Origin of the sequence: Bordetella genomosp. 5 (assembly GCF_002261475.1) — a bacterium.
GTDB lineage: Bacteria > Pseudomonadota > Gammaproteobacteria > Burkholderiales > Burkholderiaceae_B > Bordetella.
Window position 1 is genome coordinate 61,791 of the sequence record NZ_NEVN01000009.1, and the last position, 19,240, is coordinate 81,030.

Here is a 19,240-nt window from a genome sequence, read left to right on the forward strand (position 1 = left end):
GCGGCGCCGTCCCTGCTGCCATTCGAGGCCGTAATGAAAAATCGTGATCTGAATACCCGCCGTGCGCTCGCCACTCCCCGTGGCGTGGGCGTGATGTGTGACTTCTACGCCGTGCGCGCCGAAAACTCGACGCTGTGGGATGCGGAAGGCAAGGAATACATCGACTTCGCCGGCGGCATCGCCGTGCTGAACACCGGCCACCGTCACCCCAAGGTCAAGGCCGCGATCGCCGCCCAGCTCGACAACTTCACGCACACCGCCTACCAGATCGTGCCTTACGAGGGCTACGTCGCCCTGGCCGAGCGCATCAATGCGCTGGCCCCGATCGAAGGCCTGAAGAAGACCGCCTTCTTCACCACGGGCGTCGAAGCCGTCGAAAACGCCGTGAAGATCGCGCGTGCCGCCACCGGCCGCTCGGGCGTCATCGCCTTCTCCGGCTCGTTCCATGGCCGCACGATGATGGGCATGGCGCTGACCGGCAAGGTCGCTCCGTACAAGCTGTCCTTCGGCCCGATGCCGGCCGACGTGTTCCACGTGCCCTTCCCCAACGCCACCCAGGACATCAGCGTGGCTGATTCGCTCAAGGCGCTGGATCTGCTCTTCAAGGTCGACATCGATCCGAAGCGCGTGGCCGCGATCATCATCGAGCCCGTGCAAGGTGAAGGCGGCTTCAACGTGACCCCGCCGGAGCTGTTCGTCGCGCTGCGCAAGGTGTGCGACGAGCACGGCATCATGCTGATCGCCGACGAAGTGCAGACCGGCTTCGCCCGCACCGGCAAGCTGTTCGCCATGCAACATCACACGGTCCAGGCGGACCTCATCACGATGGCCAAGAGCCTGGGCGGCGGCATGCCGATCTCGGGTGTGGTCGGCCGCGCCGACGTGATGGACGGCCCGGCCGCGGGCGGCCTGGGCGGCACCTACGCCGGCAACCCGCTGGCCGTCGCCGCCGCGCACGCCGTGCTCGACGTGATCGAAGAAGAGAAGCTGTGCGAACGCGCCGAAACGCTCGGCCGCCGCCTGAAAGACCGCATGGAAGCCCTGCGTACCAAGGTGCCCGCCATCGCCGACGTGCGTGGCCTGGGCTCGATGGTCGCGGTGGAGCTCAACGATGCCGACGGCAAGCCCGACGCCGAAGCCGTCAAGCGCGTTCAGCAGAAGGCCATCGAGCGTGGCCTCATCCTGCTAAGCTGCGGTGTGTATGGCAACGTCCTGCGCTTCCTGTATCCGCTGACGATTCCGGACGCCCAGTTCGATCGCGCCCTGGACATCCTGGCCGACGCACTGGTCGCCTGATCGACATCTGACACGACGCGCGGGGTGGGTGCTCCCACCCCGCGTTTGTTTTCAAAGGAGAATTTCATGTCCTTGACCAAGACGCTCGCGCGCCCCGACCTGCTGCGCGAAGCCTGCTACATCGACGGCAAGTGGGTGGCCGCCTCCGGCGCCAGCATTCCGGTGGACAACCCCTCGACGGGCAAGACCATCGTGTCCGTGCCCAAGCTGGGCCGCAAGGAAACCGAACAGGCCATCGCCGCCGCCGAGCGCGCGCTGCCCGCCTGGTCCGCCAAGACCGGCAAGGAACGCGCCGCGATCCTGCTGAAGTGGGCCAACCTGATGATGGCGAACCAGCAAGACCTGGCCACCATCATGACCTCGGAGCAGGGCAAGCCCCACCCCGAAGCCGCCGGCGAAATCGCCTACGCCGCGTCCTTCCTCGAGTGGTTCTCCGAAGAAGCCAAGCGCATCGACGGCGACGTCCTGACCAGCCCCAAGGCCGGTCAGCGCCTGATGGTGCTCAAGCAGCCCATCGGCGTCACCGCCGCCATCACGCCCTGGAACTTCCCGGCCGCGATGATCACCCGCAAGGTCGGCCCCGCGCTGGCCGCCGGCTGCACCATGGTGGTCAAGCCCGCCCAACAGACGCCGCTCACCGCGCTGGCGCTGGCCGTGCTGGCCGAAGAAGCCGGCGTGCCGGCCGGCGTGTTCCACGTCATCACCGGCAGCTCGCGCGATATCGGCGGAGCGCTGTGCGAGAGCGACGTCGTGCGCAAGCTCAGCTTCACCGGCTCCACCGAAGTGGGCCGCACGCTGATGGAACAGTGCGCGCCGACCATCAAGAAGCTGTCGCTCGAGCTGGGCGGCAACGCGCCCTTCATCGTGTTTGACGACGCCGATCTCGACCGCGCGGTCGACGGCATTCTGGCATCGAAGTATCGCAACGCCGGCCAGACCTGCGTGTGCGCCAACCGCATCTATGTGCAGGCCGGCGTCTACGAAGAAGTCGCCAAGCGCCTGGTCGAGAAGGTCAACGCCATGAAGGTGGGCGATGGCTTCGAATCCGGCGTGACGCAGGGCCCGCTGATCGACGACGCCGCGATCGCCAAGGTCAAGGAACACATCGCCGACGCGACCGACAAGGGCGCCAAGGTCATCGCCGGTGGCAAGCCGCACAAGCTGGGCGGCAACTTCTTCGAGCCCACCGTCGTGCGCGACGTGACGCAATCCATGCGCTTCGCCAGCGAAGAGACCTTCGGCCCCGTGGCCCCGCTCTTCAAGTTCGAGCGCGAAGACGAAGTCATCGGCATGGCGAACGACACGATCTTCGGCCTGGCCGCCTACTTCTTCTCGCGCGACTACGCCCGCATCTGGCGCGTGTCGGAAGCGCTGGAATACGGCATCGTCGGCATCAACACCGGCCTGATCTCGAACGAAGTCGGCCCCTTCGGCGGCGTCAAGCAATCCGGCCTCGGCCGCGAAGGCTCGAAGTACGGCATCGAAGACTACCTCGAGCTCAAGTACCTCTGCGTGGACCTGGGCGCCTGACCCGCCTGTTCGCGTGGGAAAAACGGCCGGCACGTGTTGCCGGCCGTTTTGTTTCTCCCCGCAAGAACACGATCGGTCCCTGCAAGAAGGCCGCCCACCGCCGGGCCGCCCCAAGGTGGGCGAGCCCCCGCGGGGGGCAGCAAGCACGCATCAGCGTGCGCAGCGTGGGGGCTCACACCCAGCCGCCCCAAGGTGGGCGAGCCCCCTCGGGGGGCAGCAAGCACGCGTCAGCGTGCGCAGCGTGGGGGCAAACATCATGCTAGATTGCGCGTTCCACCAAATCCAAATGCAACTATGAGCCGCACGCTGACTCGCGACGATCTGCGTCGCATCATCGCCATTCTGGCCGAGGCCGCGCAGGCCGAGATCCTGCCGCGCTTTCGCAACCTGCCCGCTCAGGCCGTGCGGGGTAAATCATCCCCCCGTGATCTGGTCACCGATGCCGACGAAGGTGCGGAACGTTTCATCACCGCGCGGCTGAGCAAGCTGTTCCCTGGCGCGGTCATGATCGGCGAAGAAGCGACGACCCTCAATCCGGCGCTGCTCAACATGCTGGTCGATGCGGACCTGGCCTTCCTGATCGATCCGATCGACGGCACGCGCAATTTCGTGGCGGGCCTGCCGCTCTTCGGCATGATGGTCGCGGCCTGCCACCGCGGCGACGTCATGGCGGGCATCATCTACGATCCCATCGGGCGCGATGCCGCCGTCGCGCTGCGTGGCGAAGGCGCCTGGTTCGAACACGAGAATGGAACGCAGGAGCCGCTGCGCGTGGCGGATCCCGTGCCGGTCGAAGACATGGACGGCATCATCGCGACGGGCAGCCTGCCGCCCGATATCCGCGCCACGGTCAACGCCAATCAGGCGCAACTCGCCGCCACCGCGTATCTGCGTTGCGCCGCGCACGAGTATCGCCTGGCCGCGTCGGGCCACACGCATCTGCTGTTCTACAACAAGCTCATGCCGTGGGACCACGCCGCCGGCTGGCTGCTGCACCGCGAGGCGGGCGGTTATTGCGCGCACTTCGATGGCTCGCCCTACAAGCCCACGCATCGTGGCGGTGGCCTGCTCTACGCGCCCGACGCGGGCAGCTGGCATGCGGCGCGGCGCGCGCTGTTCGGCAGCGACGACGTACCCGCGGTCTGAGCTGGCGCTGCCGCTAGGCCGGCGGCACCGCCGGCCATAGCGTGCCCAGCACCACGTCACAGGGCTGCTGGATCTTCAGGCCGATCAAGGCGTCCGCGCGCGTGCGGCCGAGGTTCACGGCCGCGACCGGCAGCCCCTCCTGCGCGGCGTGCTGCACATAGCGGTAGCCGGAGTGCACCATCAGCGACGAGCCCACCACAAGCACCGCATCGGCACGGCCGAGTGCCGCATAAGCACGCTCGGTGCGCTCGCGCGGCACCAGTTCGCCGAAGAACACCACATCGGGTTTGACGATGCCGCCGCAGCGCGGACAGGCCGGGACTTCGAACAGGCTGAAATCCACGTCTTCGAGGTCCGCGTCGCCGTCCGGTGCATCGTCGGCATCGAGATGCAGCCAGGTGGGATTGCGGGCTTCGAGCGCATCCTGCCAGGCCTGCCGCTCGCCGCGCCAATCGCATTGCAGGCAACGCACGGCATCCATGCGGCCATGCAGATCGATCACCTGGCGGCTGCCGGCCGCCTCGTGCAGCCCGTCGACGTTCTGGGTCACGAGGAGCTCGACATGGCCTTCGCGCTCGAGCCGCGCCAGCGCGTGGTGCGCGGCGTTGGGCTGCATGTGGCCGAAACGGCGCCACCCCACCATGCCGCGCGCCCAGTAGCGGGCGCGGGCCAGCTCGCTGCCCATGAACGTTTGGAAATCGATCGGCGGCCGGCGCTTCCAGGCGCCCGCGGCATCGCGGTAGTCCGGGATGCCCGACGGCGTGCTGCAGCCCGCCCCGGTCAGGACGAAAAGGCGGCGATGCGCCTGCACGAAGTCGCGCAACGCATCGATCTGAGGCAAGGCCACATCCATATCAGCTCCGGAGACACGCCCGAACAACGCCGCGCCTGCTAGCGCGCCGCGGGCACGGCAAGCAGCGGACGCTGCTCGCGCACGGGCAAATGCATGGCCGCCGAGAAGAGCCCGATGGCGATCGACAGCAGCCACACCGGATCATACGAGCCGGTGAGCTCGAACAGCACGCCGCCCAGCCACACGCCGAGGAAACTGCCCACCTGATGGCCGAGAAACACCACACCGAACAGCGTGGACAGCGACTTCAGGCCGAATAGATGCGCCACCAGGCCGGTGGTGACCGGCGCCGTGCCCAGCCACAGGAAACCCATCGCGCAGGCGAAGACGAGGGTCGACACCACGCTCACCGGCACCAGGAAATAGATCGTGATGACGGCGGTGCGCGCCACATACAACATGGCGAGCACGTACTTCTTGGTGTGGCGTTCGCCCATCATGCCGAAAAAGAAGGTGCCGGCGATGTTGAACAGGCCCACCAGCCCCAGGGCCAGCGCCGCGGTGCCGCCACCGATCCCGTGATCGGACAGATAGGCGGGCAGGTGCGTGGCGATGAACGCGAGGTGAAAGCCGCAGGCCATGAATCCCAGCCACAGCAGCCAGAGGTCGCGGTTGCCCAGCGCCTGGCGAATCGGCACGGGCGCCGGCGTGACCGGCGCGGGAGTCACCGGCGCGGGTTCGCCCGCCGGGGCGGCGCGCGGTTCACGCAGCAGCAACGCGAGCGGCGCCATGGTCGCCAGCAGGACCGCGCAGGCGAGCAGCGCGCCCTGCCAGCCGAACACGCCGATCAGGAACATGCCGAGGGGCAGCATCACGAACTGCCCGAGCGCCCCCATGGCCGAAACCGCACCGAGCGCGCGCGAACGCATCTCCGCGGGCACCTTGCGCCCCACCGCCCCGTTGACCGTCCAGGCCGTGCCGGCCAGGCCCAGGCCGATCAGCACCCCGGCCGACAGCGTCAGGCTGAGCCGGCCATCCGACATCGTGGTGAGGGCCACGCCAGCCACGTAAAGCAGCGCGCCGCCGAACACGACCCGCGCCGTGCCGAAGCGGTCGGCCAGATAGCCCGAAAACGGTTGCGCCAGTCCCCACACGATGTTCTGCACCGCGATGGCGAAGGAGAAAGTCTCGCGGGTGAGGCCGAAAGCCTCGACCACCGGCAGCTGATACAGACCCGAGCTGTGCCGTTGTCCCAGGGACAGGCCCAGCACGATGCCCGCCGCCAGCACCACCGGCAAGATCGACGCGGCGCGCTTCGTCGCGGTATTCATTGTCGTGTTCCCCCGGCCGGCGCGATGGCCGGCCTCTCCTCATTCGAGACGTTGCGAAGCGCGAGCGCCTCGCAACGCGATCTCAGCCGCCCAGACCGCAGTCGGGCGTGTCGCTCACCAGGCTGGCCTGGGTGACATTGCTGTGCGCGGCCACGCTGCGCGTGAGCCAGACATTACCGCCGATGGTCGAGCCCTGCCCGATCGTAATGCGGCCCAGGATGGTTGCGCCCGCATAGATCACCACATCGTCTTCGATGATGGGGTGGCGCGGCAGCCCCTTCTTGAGCTCGCCGTTCTCGCCGGGCGGAAAGCGCTTGGCGCCCAGGGTCACCATCTGATAGAGCCGCACCCGGTCGCCGATGATGGCGGTCTCGCCGATCACCACGCCGGTGCCGTGGTCGATGAAGAAGCTGCGGCCGACGGTGGCGCCGGGATGGATGTCGATACCGGTCTCGGCATGCGCGATTTCGGCCACGATGCGCGCCAGCATCGGCGCGCCCAGGCGATACAGCACGTTGGCCAGCCGATGATGGATCATCGCCGTGACGCCCGGATAGCACAGCAGCACCTCGTCGACACTGCGGGCGGCCGGATCGCCCTGGTAGGCGGCGGTCACGTCGAGGTCGAGGGCCTTGCGCACCTGCGGCAGCGCCGCGCCGAACTGGCGCACCAGCTCCACCGCACGCTGCATGGTCTGCTCGAACGGCACCGGCTCGTCACGCGCCAGATGCTGAAACTCCAGACAGACCTGATGCAACAGCGCATCGAGCGCCGCGCCGATGGTATGCCCTACGTAGAAATCCTCGACCTCCTCGCGTAGGTCGATCGGGCCTAGCCGCATCGGAAACAAGGCGCCACGAAGCTGGTTGAGGATGTCGCGCAGGCTCTCTTGAGAAGGGAACTCGCGCCCGCCGGACTCTTCGCGCAGCCGGCCGCGCGGCCCGCGCCACTCGTGGCGGGCGGCACGCAGGCCGGAGACGATGCCGTCGAGATTCCAGTGAGCGGTCGGAAACCGCGACGCGCCGCTCACGGCAGGCTCCGGGCGTGAGCCGGATTCGGCTGAACTGACATGGTGTGACCTCATGAATGACCGGTGCCGCGAGCGGCACGCACGGGGTCAACTGTAACCGTTGCCAGCCGCGACGCGCAGGGCGTCCGACATGGCGGCGGGGTTATCCGCGCGCCGCCGCGGCGGTGTGGCGATACCGGTCGATCCAGTAGCCGGTGGAGGCGTCGTGATGCCAGTCGACCGCGCCCGCGCGTGCCGGCACGCCCAGCTGCCGTTCGATCTCGGCCGCCAGCCGGCGGCGCACCGGCCCCGCCCCGTCGCAGCCGTGCACCCGGCCCAGCACCGATTCGAACAGGGTGTTGTGATGCTCATACAGCGCCAGCAATGCGCCCAGGCTGCGCGCATCCGGCCGGGGCAGCATGATGAGCGTGGACGGGCGCACCGGCTGGCGCAGGCTCAGCAACCGGCGCTCCGCTAGGCACTCGGCCAGCTCGGCGCCATGCGTGCCGCTGGCGCGCGGGTCATCGAGCAGCGCCACGAAATCGACCGGTGCGCCCTCCGGGTGGCGTTCGAGCCAGCCCGACGCGGTCACCGCGGGCGGCAGGCTCCAGACCACGGGGCCGGCGGCCAGGCCGGCCGGATCGCCCATATTGAGCTGCTGCACGTAGTTGGGAATCATCGCCAGCGCCTGCCCGCACACCGCGATGTGCCAGGTGGCGCCCCCCCGCGCGCCGGCCCGGGCCAGGCTGGCCAGGGCCATCTGCACGGGTGCGTTGCGCAACAGCGGCGCCTGGGCCACGTGCTGGTCCATCGCCGCCGCGCCGGCGCAGAGCTGCAGCCACAGGGTCCAGCCGCCGCACAGGCCCAGCACCAGCGGAGCCAGGGCCCACCAGGCATGCCGCGGCGGCAGCTCGGGCGGCACGACGAATATCTGCGCGCTCGCGATACCGGCCGCGCGCGCGGCCGCGGGGTCCGCCGTCACCGCCACGATGCGGGCCGCCGGATCCGCCACGCCCGCGCGCCGCAGCCAGTCGCGCGCCTGCTCGAGCTCCAGCCGGGTGCGCGCATCCGAAAAGGAATGACTGCCCAGCACCACGATCGCATGACGGGCGTCGGCGCCACTGCCGAAGCCGCCGCCGCAGGGACCCGCGCAATGCAGGCGGCGCCGGCTCATCTGATCCGACAAGGCGTGCAGCACGCTGCGCAGACCGCAGTCCAGCGAGCCCTCGCCCAGCAACAGCACATGGCGGGCATCGAGCCGCGCGTCGGCCTGCTCGACCCAGGCGCGCAGCCGCGCCAACAGCTCACCCTCGGGCGCCGTGCCAACGGGCGCCGTGCCAGCGGGCGCCGTGCCAACGGGCGCCGTGCCTTCGGCGCTGCGCAACGCGGTCGTGGCGCGCGGCAGCGCGGGCGCGCAGCGGCCGCTGCCGTCGGCGTTCTCGATGCCACAGGCGGCCAGCAGACCGAGGCCCGCCATCGTGAGCGCGGGCGAGCCCGGCTGCAGCGCGAGATCCACGGAAATGCCGGCGGGTTCGAGCATGCGCAGCATGCGCGAATCCAGACTCGCCCCGTGGGCCGCCCGCAGAAAATGCGACCAGCAGGCCGGCACGCGCTGTATGTCTTCTTGATGACTCATGGTGTCTCCTGCCTGCTTCAAAGATAGGCCGCGAGCGGGGGAGCGATCTGGGCGGCGGCCTGCAGCAGGGCCTGCCGCACGCGCGCGACCATGGACTGCGTGCTGCCCTCGGCCTCGAGCACCAGCGCGCCGTCGTAGCGGCTCGCGCGCAGGACCGCGAACGCGTCCTCGTACTCCACCCGCACGCCGTCCACATAGGAGATCCGGCGCGCCTGATCGAACTTGGCCTGACTGCGCAGCCGCGCGAGCAGCGCGGTAATGTCGGCGGCCGGCATATCGATGCGCAGCACCGGCGCCCGGAACGAGGCCGGCAACGTCGCCAGCGCATGGTCCGTTTCGGGCCACGCCGACAGGCACTCGAGCAGCCGCGCGGCCGCATAGACGGCGTCGTCGTAGCCATACCAGCGGTCGCGGAAATAATGGCGCCCGCTCAGGTCCACGCCGAGCAGCGCGCCGACGGCCTGCATGCGGGTCTTCATCGACGCGGGATCGCCGCGCCAGGGCGCGGACTCCCCGCCCGCGCGCGCCACCACGCGCGCCAGACCCAGGCTGGTGCGCGCGTCGTGCAGCACCATGCCGCGGGCATGCCGCGCGAGCACGGAAGGCACGAGCAGCATCATGACCTGATCGGGCGTGATCACCAGGCCGCGCTTGCTCACCACCGCCATGCGGTCGCCGTCCCCGTCGAACGCAATGCCCAGCTCACAATCCGAATAACGCAGGCAGTACACGAGGTCCTGCAAGTTCTGCCAGGCCGTCGGGTGCGCGGGATGCGGAGGCGCGGTGCCCGGCTGGGTCTGCTCGAACAGCACCGTGACGTCGCAGCCGATGGCGCGCAACAGCGCCGGCGCCACGTGCGCCGTCGCGCCCTGGCCGCAATCGATGGCCACCTTGATCGGCCGCGCGAGCCGCAGATCCGCCGTGACGCGGGCCAGATAGCAGGGCAGCAGATTGAGCGCGCGCCGCGCGCCGGGCGCGGGCAGCGAGGGCGACTCGTGCATCAGCGCGCGCAGCGCCAGGAGCCCGTCGCCCTGCAGGGGCAGGCCATCCCACATCACCTTGATCGAAGCGCGCGGCATCGGCGAATCGCTCGTGCACACGCTCACGCCCACGCCGCAGTCCATGAGACGCGTGGCATAGCAGGCCATGGGGCTGGTCGCCATGCCGATGTCGATCACGTCGACACCGGCGGCGCGCATCCCGGCCTGCATCGCGGCGGCCAGCTCGACGCTGGCCAGCGTGGCATCGCGGCCGATGACCACGGCGCCGAAACGCGCCTCGCGCGCCCGCAGCCCGATGGCCGTGCCCAAGGCGTGTGTGAACACCGCGTCGATCGACTGCGGCATCGCGCCGCGAATCTCACCGTCGCGGAACACGGCCCGCGCGCCCAGGCGCGCGGCGACTCCAGGTGTCTCTGTCATGCTGAACTCCCCCCGCGGCACGTACGGCGCACCGCGTCAGAGGTATTCCAGCCAATTTTGCGCATACCCGCAGTCGGGCAGAAGGATGAACTCTGGTGTGCTGCCCCGCCATCAGGGGGAGCTGTCGTCATCCTGGTCATCATCCAGACCGGGGACGAGCCCGAGGTTGACGGCGGTGAAGGCGGCCGCGGCCTGGTTACGCGCATTCAATTTCCAGTAAAGCGTGCGCGCATGAGACTTGACCGTGGCCACCGATGTGCCGACCTCGCGGCTGATTTCCCGCATGGTCTTGCCGCGCACCATGAGCCGCAGGATTTCCTCCTGGCGCTGCGTGAGCCGTGTGGGAGCGTCGGGCGGTGCGGACGGCCGCCGCGCCGGCGCCCTGCGCGTCGGCATGGGATAGCACTCGCCGCCCGCGAGCACGAGGCGTACCGCCGCGGACAGGGCGGCCGGACTGAGTGACTTGGAGACATAACCGGCCGCGCCCGCACGCACCGCCGCCGCCATCAGCGCGGCCTCGAATTCGGCGTAGAGCACCAGCACGCGGCGCGGCGCGAGCACATCGAGCACCGACGCGAGCGCCGTCACATCGTGGTCCGCGTGCGTGCTGCCGCCGAAGAGCAGCAGCTCGACCGGATGCACGCTCGTGTTGCGCAGCGCCTCGAGCTGCGACAGCTCGCCCGAGGCCAGATCCTCGCCCAGACCGGCATCCCGCAGCACGTGCTGTATCGCCACGCGCAGCAAGGCATAGTCTTCGATCAACACCGTGCTCATCCGCAGGACCTCTCGCAGGCCGATCCCGCCGGCCGTCGCGCACTGCGGCGGCCCGGGGGGTATCGTTGAGATCGATCCTAGCAGCGCACCTCACGGGCGCCTCTCGTTCAGGAGTATGAAGGCCGGACTTCTTTTGGCCGGGACCGCATGGCGTCCCGGCCAGAGGCCTACCTGCACATGGCGTAGACCGGCATCACGCCGGGATCACGCGCGGGCAGCGCCGGCGTGGACGATTCCCACTCGAGCGTAGCGCCGCGTTGCAGGGCTGCGTAGACGGCTTCGCCCTTGTTCTTGACGTGCAGACGCTGATAGAGCGTGCAGGCATGGGTCTTGGCCGTCGCGACCGAGATGTTGAGCATCCGGCTGACCGTCTTGATCGGATAGCCTCGCGCCAGCAGCACCAGCACCTCATATTGGCGCGGCGTGATCTGCAACAACTGCGCGCCCGCCGAGATCGGCATGCTGGCACGTGCGCCTTCGATGCGCGCCGGCAGCGACGAGGTGTGCATGACGGGCACTGCCGCGTTGGGCATCACCTGTTCGCCCGAAAAACACTGCCCCCCGGCAAGCACGAGGCGGATGGCCGCATCGAGCACACACGCGGGAGAGGTCTTCGCCAGGCACCCGCGGGCCGTGCCCCCCGCCTGCGCCGGCAGCGCGGCCGGCACGGGCGTGGACTCGGCCAGCAGCAGCAGGCTCTTGGGGCGCAGCCCGTGATGGATGTCGGCCAGGGTGCTGGTGGCGAGATCCGGATCCTGGCACAGGCCATAGATCAGGAGATCCGCCTCCCGATGACGGGCTTGCGGCGCGGCCAGCTCGGCCACCCCCATCGCCTCGATTTCCCAGTCGTCATCCAACTCGGACAGGACTTGCCACAAACCCAACCGCAACAGGGGGTGAGCTTCTAAAAGGACGATCTTGACCATTGCACTCACCTTTTCGGACGGCAACGTTGCAATCCCGCACCACGCGAGATGCTCCTTTCCCACAGATCGCCGCTGCTGCAACGCGGAAAAACTGCCGCCGGACTGCTCCTCCTCATTCCGGCCTCAACCTGATGGGCACGAAAACATAATATTTGTCGGATTCTGTAAAAGCAATCTACGGCCCTCGGAATTAGTGCGTTAAATTTTTAATAATCCGAAAGCATTACTTTTTGGGTCGTCATACCACTCGCTCGCGACCCGCCAGCGGATATCAACCGGATGGGTAACGCCCGGCAGTCCGGCCCGCCCACACAAACCCTATCCCATTGATTTATATAGCTTGTCATCCCGCGCCAACGGTACGTACCGCCGTCCGACAAGTCCCCAGAAATCTTCCGAATTAAATTTCTCCAAGCCGCCAAGACCGCAATAATGCCGCTTCTTGATACGTGGCGAACTCGATATTTAGGCGTACTCCAGGATTATCCAAAAGAGTCATCACACATTTGTGAATATATGGCTATCGAACCGTCTCCGCCCGCGTGAGCGCCTCAATTTTTCCTTTCATATCATCGCTTTGCCCCAAACAACGAAGAATGGCCGATACATCATTTCTGTATCAGAGCCATTTTCGAGCACATTTTGTTTCGCTCGCCGAAAACAAAAAAACACTCAAATCTCACGATTGAACAGGCATCCACGGCCCGGCCCTCACGCCTTTCGAGCGGCGAAACGCCCCGTCCCGCCTCGGTGACGGGCTCATTCCGTCGCGGCGAGTTAATCCTTCACTTCAACAACTCGTCGCCAACGCATTGTTTCTGCTGGATTTTTCTCACACACCCGAATCGCAATCATGCTGCGCCGCAATAGTTAGTCCGGCACTGTTTTCAGGGTGGTCGTGACTAGGGAAACCCTGGGTTGGGGCCTCCCGCGCACCTCGGTATATTGGTTTCAAACAAACGTTTGAATGGTCACGTCCATGTCCGATCCGAACCTGTCCAGCACGCGTGACGCCATCCTCGACACCGCGGAACAGCTCTTCGCCGAACGCGGCCACGAAAACACCTCGATGCGGCAGATCACCGGCGCGGCGGGCGTGAACCTCGCGGCGGTCAACTATCACTTCGGCTCCAAAGAGGCCCTGGTTCAGGCGGTGCTCAAACGGCGTCTGGCCGTGGTCAACAGCGAGCGGCTGCGCCTGCTCGACGAAATGCAGGCCAAGGCCGAGGGCAAGCCGCTCAAACCCTCGCAGATCGTGGACGCCTTTTTCGGCACGCTGCTGCGCCTGGCCGCCAACCCCGATCACGCGGGCAAGAACTTCCTGCCCCTGCTCGAACGCACCATGACCGATCCGGCCGGATTTCTGCGTGCCCTGCTCGCGGAGGAATATGCCGACGTGATCGAGCGTTACCGCCAGGCGCTGTTCGAGGCGCTGCCCGACGTGCCGCGCGCGGAAATCATCTGGCGCTTCCAGTTCATGCTGGGCGCCACCTCGTACGCCATCATGGGCACCGACACCCTGCGCATCGTGACCGGCTGGGTGCCCGATCAGCGCGAGCAGGCCGACGATCCCGAACTGCTGCTGCCCCGCCTGATGAGCTTTCTGCTGGGCGGACTACGTGCCCCGCTGCCGCCGCCCGCCGCGGCCTGATACGCCCTCGCCCCCACTGCCCTTCCGGAGACCTCATGACAGCCGCTCTCGCCATCGTGCTCATCCTGCTTGTGCTGGTGACGCTCGTGTTCATCGTGGCCCCCGTGCGCCGCGCGCTGCTCACGACGCCGATCCTCACGGCTTACCGCAAGGCCCTGCCCCAGATGTCGGACACCGAGCGCGACGCGCTGGAGGCCGGCACCGTGTGGTGGGAAGGCGAGCTCTTCAGCGGCAAGCCCCGCTGGGAGCGCATGCTGGCGTTTCCGCGTCCGCGCCTGAGCGCCGAAGAGCAGGCCTTTCTGGAGGGCCCGACGCGCGCGGTGTGCGAGATGGTGAGCGACTGGAACATCACGCAGGAACGCTACGACCTGCCCCCCGAGGTCTGGGACAAGCTCAAGCGCGACGGCTTCTTCGGCATGATCATTCCGAAAGCCTACGGCGGCCTGGGCTTCTCGGCGTATGCCCATTCCGAGATCGTTACCAGCCTGTCGACGCGCTGCTCGGCCCTGGCGGTGTCGGTGATGGTGCCGAACTCGCTCGGACCCGCCGAGCTGCTGCTGCATTACGGCACGGATGCGCAGAAGTCCCACTACCTGCCGCGCCTGGCGCGCGGCGACGAGATTCCCGCCTTCGCGCTGACCAGCCCCTGGGCCGGCTCGGACGCGGCCGCCATCCCCGACTTCGGCATCGTCTGCAAAGGCGAATGGCAGGGCCGCGAGGTGCTTGGCATGCGCGTCACCTGGGACAAGCGCTACATCACGCTGGCGCCCGTCTGCACGCTGCTGGGCCTCGCGTTCCGACTCTACGATCCCGACGGCCTGCTGGGCGCGCGCCGCGACATCGGCATCACCTGCGCGATGGTGCCGCACGACCACCCCGGCGTGGACACGGGCCGCCGGCACTTCCCGCTCAATGCGATGTTCATGAATGGCCCGACGCGCGGCACCGACGTGTTCATGCCGCTGGATTTCATCATCGGGGGTCCGGCCATGGCCGGACAGGGCTGGCGCATGCTGATGGAATGCCTGGCGGCCGGCCGCTCGATCTCGCTGCCTTCGTCGAACACCGGCATGGCCAAGCTCACCGCCCGCACCGTCGGCGCGTACTCGCGCGTGCGCAGTCAGTTCCGGCTGCCGGTCGGCAAGTTCGAAGGGGTCGAAGAGGCGCTGGCACGCATCGGCGGGCACACCTATGCGATGGATGCCGCGCGCACCATGACCGCGGGCGCGATCGATCTGGGCGAGAAGCCGTCGGTCGTGTCGGCCATCGTCAAGTATCACGTCACCGAGCGCGCGCGCCAGGTCGTGAACGACGGCATGGACATCATCGGCGGCAAAGGCATCTGCCTCGGACCGCAGAACTTCCTTGGCCGCGCCTATCAGCAACTGCCCATCGGCATCACCGTCGAAGGCGCCAACATCCTCACGCGCAGCCTGATCATCTTCGGCCAGGGCGCGATCCGATGCCATCCGCACGTGCTGGCCGAGATGCAGGCCGCGCAACATCCCAAGCGCGACGAGGGGCTCCGTGCCTTCGACAAAGCGTTCTGGGGGCATGTGCGCTTCGTGATCGGCAATGCCGCACGGGCCTTCGGCACCGCGCTCACCGGCGCGCGCCTGGCGCATGCGCCGCGCGATGCCGCGAGCGACATGCTGCCGTACTACCGGCAGCTCTCGCGCCTGTCCGCGGCCTTCGCCCTGACCGCCGACACCTGCATGCTGGTGCTGGGCGGCAGCCTCAAGCGGCGCGAGCGGATCTCTGCGCGGCTGGGCGACGTGCTTGCCCAGATGTACCTGGCGAGCGCCGTGCTCAAGCGCTTCGAAGACGAAGGCCGTCAGGCCGAAGACGCGCCGCTTGCGCACTGGGCCTTGCAGGATGCGCTGTTGCGCGCGCAGGAAGCGTTCGACGGCGTGCTCGCCAATCTGCCGCAACGGGCCGTGGCCGGACTGCTGCGCGTGATCGTCTATCCCTGGGGTCAGCCTCATGTGGCGCCCGATGACCGGCTGGGCCAGGAGGTCGCGCAGCGGCTGATCGCGCCCGGAGGCACGCGCGACCGGCTGACCGCCGGCTGCTATCTGCCCGCGAACGACGATGAGCCCGTGGGCGTGCTCGAGCGCGCACTCGCCGCGACGCTGGCGGCCGAGCCGGCCGAACAGCGGCTGCGTGCGCTCGAAAAGAGCGGCGTGCTCGATGGCGATCCGCGCGCCAATGTGCGTGACATAGCGCAAGCCGCGCACGCGGCCGGCGCCCTCGGCGCGGAAGACTATGCCATCATTGCCGAACGCAACCGCCTGCGCGACCGCGTGATCGGCGTTGACGACTTCCCCTTCGACCTGGGCGTGACCGGCGCGGCCCGCCCCGCGGCGCGCCGTGCCGCCTGAGGAGCTTTCTGCATGACGTTCAAACCGATATACGTGGTCGACGGCGCGCGCACGCCCTTTCTCAAGGCGCGCACCGGCCCCGGGCCTTTTTCGGCGGCGGACCTCGCGGTGCAATCCGGGCGTGCCCTGCTGCTGCGCCAGCGGTTCGCGCCCACCGACCTCGACGAAGTGATCGTGGGCTGCGCCTCGCCTTCGCCCGACGAAATCAATATCGGCCGCGTCATCGCACTGCGGCTGGGTTGCGGCGATCGCGTGCCCGGCTGGACCGTCATGCGCAACTGCGCATCGGGCATGCAGGCGCTCGACAGCGCCATCGCCAACATCCAGCTCGGCCGCAGCGACCTGGTTCTCGCGGGCGGCGTCGACGCGCTGTCGCGCGCCCCGCTGCTGCTCTCCGATGACATGACGCGCTGGCTGGCGCACTGGTACGCCGCGCGCAGCCCGCTCGCCAAGCTCAAGCAACTGGGCAAGCTGCGTCTGCGCGACCTCGCGCCGGTCATCGGCCTTCTCAAGGGTCTGACCGATCCGGTGGTGGGGCTCTCGATGGGACAGACCGCCGAAAACGTCGCCACGCGCTTTCACATCAGCCGCGCCCAGATGGACGGCTACGCCGTGCGCAGCCATCAGCGCGCACTGGCCGCGCGCGAGGCGGGCCGCCTGGGCGAGATCGTGCCGCTCGTCGATGGCCGCGGCACGCTCTATCCCGACGACGACGGCGTGCGTCCCGACTCGTCGGTGGAGCGCCTGGCCAAACTCAAACCGGTGTTCGACAAGCCCTGGGGCAATATCACCGCCGGCAACAGTTCTCAGGTCACCGACGGCGCCGCGATGTTGCTGCTCGCCTCCGAAGCCGCCGTGACGCGCTGGGGCCTGGAACCCATCGGCCGCATCACCGACAGCCAATGGGCCGGCCTGGATCCCGCGTTCATGGGCCTCGGGCCGGTGCACGCGGCCACGCCCATCCTGCAGCGCCACGGCCTGGGCCTGAACGACCTCGATCTCTGGGAGATCAACGAAGCCTTCGCGGCCCAGGTGCTGGGCTGCGTGGCCGCCTGGCAGGATCCCGACTACTGCCGCACCGAGCTCGGCACCGACGCCTGGGGCGCGCTCGATCTGGAGCGCCTGAACGTCGACGGGGGCGCCATCGCGCTCGGGCATCCGGTCGGCGCGTCCGGCGCGCGCATCGTGCTGCATTTGCTCGAGGCCCTGCGCGCGCGCAATCTGCGCCGCGGCCTGGCCGCCATCTGCATCGGCGGCGGCCAGGGTGGCGCCATGCTGGTCGAAACCCTGCCCGCTCGCTCCTCGGAGGCCGCATGAACACGCAAGCCCCCCTCTGGCAACACTGGCAGCTGCGGCGCGACGCCGACGGCCTCGCGTGGCTCACGATCGATCGTGCCGGCAGCAAGGTCAACGCGCTCTCGGCCGATGTGCTGCGCGAGTTCAATCAGGTCCTCGACGCGCTTCAGGCCGATCGTCCGCAGGGTCTCGTGATCCGTTCGGGCAAGTCCACCGGCTTCATCCTGGGCGCCGACATCGACGAATTCGGCGACGTGCGCTCGGCGGACGACGCCCAGGCGCTGGTCGAGCGCGGCTGGACCACCTTCAACCGGCTCGCACGCGCCCCCTACCCCACGCTGGCCCTGATCGAAGGCAATTGCCTGGGCGGCGGCCTCGAGCTCGCGCTGGCCTGCCGCTATCGGCTCGTCGCCGACACGCCCGACACGGCGCTGGCGCTGCCCGAAGTGATGCTGGGCATCTTTCCGGCGTGGGGCGGCATGCAGCGCCTGCCAGCCCTGATCGGTGCGCCCGCGGCGCTCGACATGATGCTCACCGGCCGCCGTATCGACGCCCGCCGCGCCGCCGCGCTCGGCCTGGCGGACGCGCGCGTGCCGGTGCGGCTGCTCGATGCCGCCGCGCGCCAGCAGGTGCTGTCGGGCCGCGCGCGCCGGCGCGCACGCGGCATCGGCGGCCTGCTCAACTGGCGTCCGTTGCGCGGCCTGGTCGCCGCCCGCGCCCGCAAGCAGGTGCAGGCCAAAGACCCGCTCGGCCACTACCCGGCCCCGCTCGCCATCATCGACACCTGGGAAAAACACAACGGCGATCCGCTGCGCGCGCGCGAGCAGACGGCTCGCCTGGTGCAGTCCGACACGGCCCGCAATCTGGTGCGCGTGTTCCGCCTGCAAGAGCGCCTCAAAGGCGTGGCGCGCGGCGAACCGGCCGTGCCCATCCGCCACGTGCATGTGGTGGGTGCCGGCGTGATGGGCGGCGATATCGCCGCCTGGTGCGCCTACAAGGGCATGCGCGTCACGCTGCAGGATCGCGATACCGCCCTGATCGCGCCCGCCCTGGGCCGCGCCGCCACGCTGTACGCGCGCCGCCTCAAGGACAAACGCGCCGCCCGCGCCGCGCTCGATCGCCTGACGCCCGACCCCGAGGGCCACGGCGTGGCGCGCGCCGACCTCGTCATCGAGGCCATCAGCGAGCGCGAAGAGGCCAAGGAAGCGCTCTATCGCAGTCTCGAGCCGCGCCTCAAACCCGGCGCGCTGCTCGCCACCAACACGTCGAGCCTGTCGTTGGCGCGGCTGCGCAGCGTGCTGCAGCGGCCCGAGCGTCTGGTGGGCATCCACTTCTTCAACCCGGTGGCCAAAATGCCGCTCGTCGAGATCGTCACCTGCCCCGGCGACACGCCCGAGGCGGGCCAGCGCGCCGCGGCCTTCGTGGCCCAGCTCGGCAAGCTGCCGCTGCCGGTGCACGATGCGCCCGGCTTCCTGGTCAACGCGGTGCTGGCGCCCTACCTGCTGGAGGCCATGCGCTGCGTCGACGAAGGAATCGCCCCGGCCACGATCGATGCCGCGCTGACGGCGTTCGGCATGCCCATGGGCCCGCTCGAGCTCGCCGACACGGTGGGCCTGGATATCGTGCTGGACGCGGGCAAACAACTCACACAGCAGGCCGAGCCGCCGCGCTGCCTGCGCGAGCGCACGGCCCGCGGCGATCTGGGCAAGAAAACCGGCGCCGGCTTCTATCGCTGGCAGAACGGCCGCGCTCAGAAGGGCCAGGCGGGCACCCCGCCCACCGGCCTGGCCGAGCGGCTCGTCACGCCGCTCATCGAGCGCACCGCGCGCCAGGTCGCCGACGGCGTCGTGGCGGACGCCGATCTGGCCGACGCGGGCGTGATCTTCGGCACCGGCTTCGCGCCGTTTACCGGCGGCCCGCTGCACTACCGCGACAACCAGGGCGGGCGAGTCCGTCCGCCCGGCCCCATCGAACCCACGCTTTCCCCGAATGCGACATTCACAGAGACCGGCCGCAGTGACCCCTGAAACAACGATTCCAGCCGGCGAGG

General features: G+C 68.7%; 14 protein-coding genes. 7 read left to right on the plus strand and 7 right to left on the minus strand.

Annotated features, from left to right (window positions below):
- Positions 1-33 precede the first annotated feature (33 nt).
- From CEK29_RS16680 to CEK29_RS16690, 3 genes are all read left to right on the plus strand, one after another.
- Positions 34-1,296 carry a 4-aminobutyrate--2-oxoglutarate transaminase gene (locus tag CEK29_RS16680; protein ID WP_094858757.1) on the plus strand — a complete coding sequence of 421 codons (1,263 nt, stop codon included), beginning with the start codon at positions 34-36 and terminating at the stop codon, positions 1,294-1,296.
- 66 nt (positions 1,297-1,362) lie between these two features.
- Positions 1,363-2,826, plus strand: coding sequence for an NAD-dependent succinate-semialdehyde dehydrogenase (locus CEK29_RS16685; protein WP_094802303.1), 1,464 nt, complete (start codon positions 1,363-1,365; stop codon positions 2,824-2,826).
- 294 nt (positions 2,827-3,120) lie between these two features.
- Positions 3,121-3,972, plus strand: a complete 852-nt coding sequence (locus CEK29_RS16690; RefSeq protein ID WP_094802304.1) for an inositol monophosphatase family protein — start codon at positions 3,121-3,123, stop codon at positions 3,970-3,972.
- 13 nt (positions 3,973-3,985) lie between these two features.
- On the opposite strand, the gene CEK29_RS16695 is transcribed toward CEK29_RS16690, so the two are convergent.
- The 7 genes from CEK29_RS16695 to CEK29_RS16725 form a co-directional block, all read right to left on the minus strand.
- Positions 3,986-4,825 (minus strand): NAD-dependent protein deacetylase, encoded by an 840-nt coding sequence (locus CEK29_RS16695; protein WP_094858758.1) that lies wholly within the window; start codon positions 4,823-4,825, stop codon positions 3,986-3,988.
- Positions 4,826-4,863: 38 nt separating this feature from the next.
- A complete protein-coding gene (locus tag CEK29_RS16700) occupies positions 4,864-6,096 on the minus strand; it encodes an MFS transporter (protein WP_094858759.1) in 1,233 nt (410 codons plus the stop codon).
- Between the two features lie 82 nt (positions 6,097-6,178).
- Positions 6,179-7,126 carry a serine O-acetyltransferase EpsC gene (epsC, locus tag CEK29_RS16705; RefSeq protein ID WP_094802307.1) on the minus strand — a complete coding sequence of 316 codons (948 nt, stop codon included), beginning with the start codon at positions 7,124-7,126 and terminating at the stop codon, positions 6,179-6,181.
- 142 nt (positions 7,127-7,268) lie between these two features.
- Positions 7,269-8,741: a hypothetical protein gene (locus tag CEK29_RS16710; protein ID WP_094858760.1), complete on the minus strand. Its 1,473-nt coding sequence runs from the start codon at positions 8,739-8,741 to the stop codon at positions 7,269-7,271.
- 17 nt (positions 8,742-8,758) lie between these two features.
- A complete protein-coding gene (locus CEK29_RS16715) occupies positions 8,759-10,162 on the minus strand; it encodes a hypothetical protein (protein WP_094802309.1) in 1,404 nt (467 codons plus the stop codon).
- 111 nt (positions 10,163-10,273) lie between these two features.
- Positions 10,274-10,936 carry a helix-turn-helix transcriptional regulator gene (locus CEK29_RS16720; RefSeq protein WP_094858761.1) on the minus strand — a complete coding sequence of 221 codons (663 nt, stop codon included), beginning with the start codon at positions 10,934-10,936 and terminating at the stop codon, positions 10,274-10,276.
- Between the two features lie 167 nt (positions 10,937-11,103).
- Positions 11,104-11,862, minus strand: coding sequence for a helix-turn-helix transcriptional regulator (locus CEK29_RS16725; RefSeq protein ID WP_094858762.1), 759 nt, complete (start codon positions 11,860-11,862; stop codon positions 11,104-11,106).
- Between the two features lie 979 nt (positions 11,863-12,841).
- On the opposite strand from CEK29_RS16725, the gene CEK29_RS16730 reads away from it, so the two are divergent.
- Genes CEK29_RS16730 through CEK29_RS16745 form a run of 4 tightly spaced genes read left to right on the plus strand, consistent with a single transcriptional unit; the run spans position 12,842 to position 19,217 of the window.
- Positions 12,842-13,513, plus strand: coding sequence for a TetR/AcrR family transcriptional regulator (locus CEK29_RS16730; protein ID WP_094858763.1), 672 nt, complete (start codon positions 12,842-12,844; stop codon positions 13,511-13,513).
- A gap of 35 nt (positions 13,514-13,548) precedes the next feature.
- Positions 13,549-15,894 carry an acyl-CoA dehydrogenase gene (locus CEK29_RS16735; RefSeq protein ID WP_094858764.1) on the plus strand — a complete coding sequence of 782 codons (2,346 nt, stop codon included), beginning with the start codon at positions 13,549-13,551 and terminating at the stop codon, positions 15,892-15,894.
- Between the two features lie 12 nt (positions 15,895-15,906).
- The gene (locus CEK29_RS16740; protein ID WP_094802314.1) at positions 15,907-17,211 is read left to right on the plus strand and encodes an acetyl-CoA C-acetyltransferase; all 1,305 of its coding nucleotides are present in this window, start codon (positions 15,907-15,909) and stop codon (positions 17,209-17,211) included.
- A complete protein-coding gene (locus tag CEK29_RS16745; RefSeq protein ID WP_094858765.1) occupies positions 17,208-19,217 on the plus strand; it encodes a 3-hydroxyacyl-CoA dehydrogenase NAD-binding domain-containing protein in 2,010 nt (669 codons plus the stop codon). The genes CEK29_RS16740 and CEK29_RS16745 overlap by 4 nt, the downstream gene beginning before the upstream one ends.
- Positions 19,218-19,240 lie beyond the last annotated feature (23 nt).

What these genes read in the sequence shown, in the direction of transcription:
- CEK29_RS16680 (WP_094858757.1), top strand. Translation starts at nt 34, where the DNA reads ATGAAAAATCGTGATCTGAATACCCGCCGTGCGCTCGCCACTCCCCGT.
- CEK29_RS16685 (WP_094802303.1), top strand. Translation starts at nt 1,363, where the DNA reads ATGTCCTTGACCAAGACGCTCGCGCGCCCCGACCTGCTGCGCGAAGCC.
- CEK29_RS16690 (WP_094802304.1), top strand. Translation starts at nt 3,121, where the DNA reads ATGAGCCGCACGCTGACTCGCGACGATCTGCGTCGCATCATCGCCATT.
- CEK29_RS16695 (WP_094858758.1), bottom strand. Translation starts at nt 4,825, where the DNA reads ATGGATGTGGCCTTGCCTCAGATCGATGCGTTGCGCGACTTCGTGCAG.
- CEK29_RS16700 (WP_094858759.1), bottom strand. Translation starts at nt 6,096, where the DNA reads ATGAATACCGCGACGAAGCGCGCCGCGTCGATCTTGCCGGTGGTGCTG.
- CEK29_RS16710 (WP_094858760.1), bottom strand. Translation starts at nt 8,741, where the DNA reads ATGAGTCATCAAGAAGACATACAGCGCGTGCCGGCCTGCTGGTCGCAT.
- CEK29_RS16715 (WP_094802309.1), bottom strand. Translation starts at nt 10,162, where the DNA reads ATGACAGAGACACCTGGAGTCGCCGCGCGCCTGGGCGCGCGGGCCGTG.
- CEK29_RS16720 (WP_094858761.1), bottom strand. Translation starts at nt 10,936, where the DNA reads ATGAGCACGGTGTTGATCGAAGACTATGCCTTGCTGCGCGTGGCGATA.
- CEK29_RS16725 (WP_094858762.1), bottom strand. Translation starts at nt 11,862, where the DNA reads ATGGTCAAGATCGTCCTTTTAGAAGCTCACCCCCTGTTGCGGTTGGGT.
- CEK29_RS16730 (WP_094858763.1), top strand. Translation starts at nt 12,842, where the DNA reads ATGTCCGATCCGAACCTGTCCAGCACGCGTGACGCCATCCTCGACACC.
- CEK29_RS16735 (WP_094858764.1), top strand. Translation starts at nt 13,549, where the DNA reads ATGACAGCCGCTCTCGCCATCGTGCTCATCCTGCTTGTGCTGGTGACG.
- CEK29_RS16740 (WP_094802314.1), top strand. Translation starts at nt 15,907, where the DNA reads ATGACGTTCAAACCGATATACGTGGTCGACGGCGCGCGCACGCCCTTT.
- CEK29_RS16745 (WP_094858765.1), top strand. Translation starts at nt 17,208, where the DNA reads ATGAACACGCAAGCCCCCCTCTGGCAACACTGGCAGCTGCGGCGCGAC.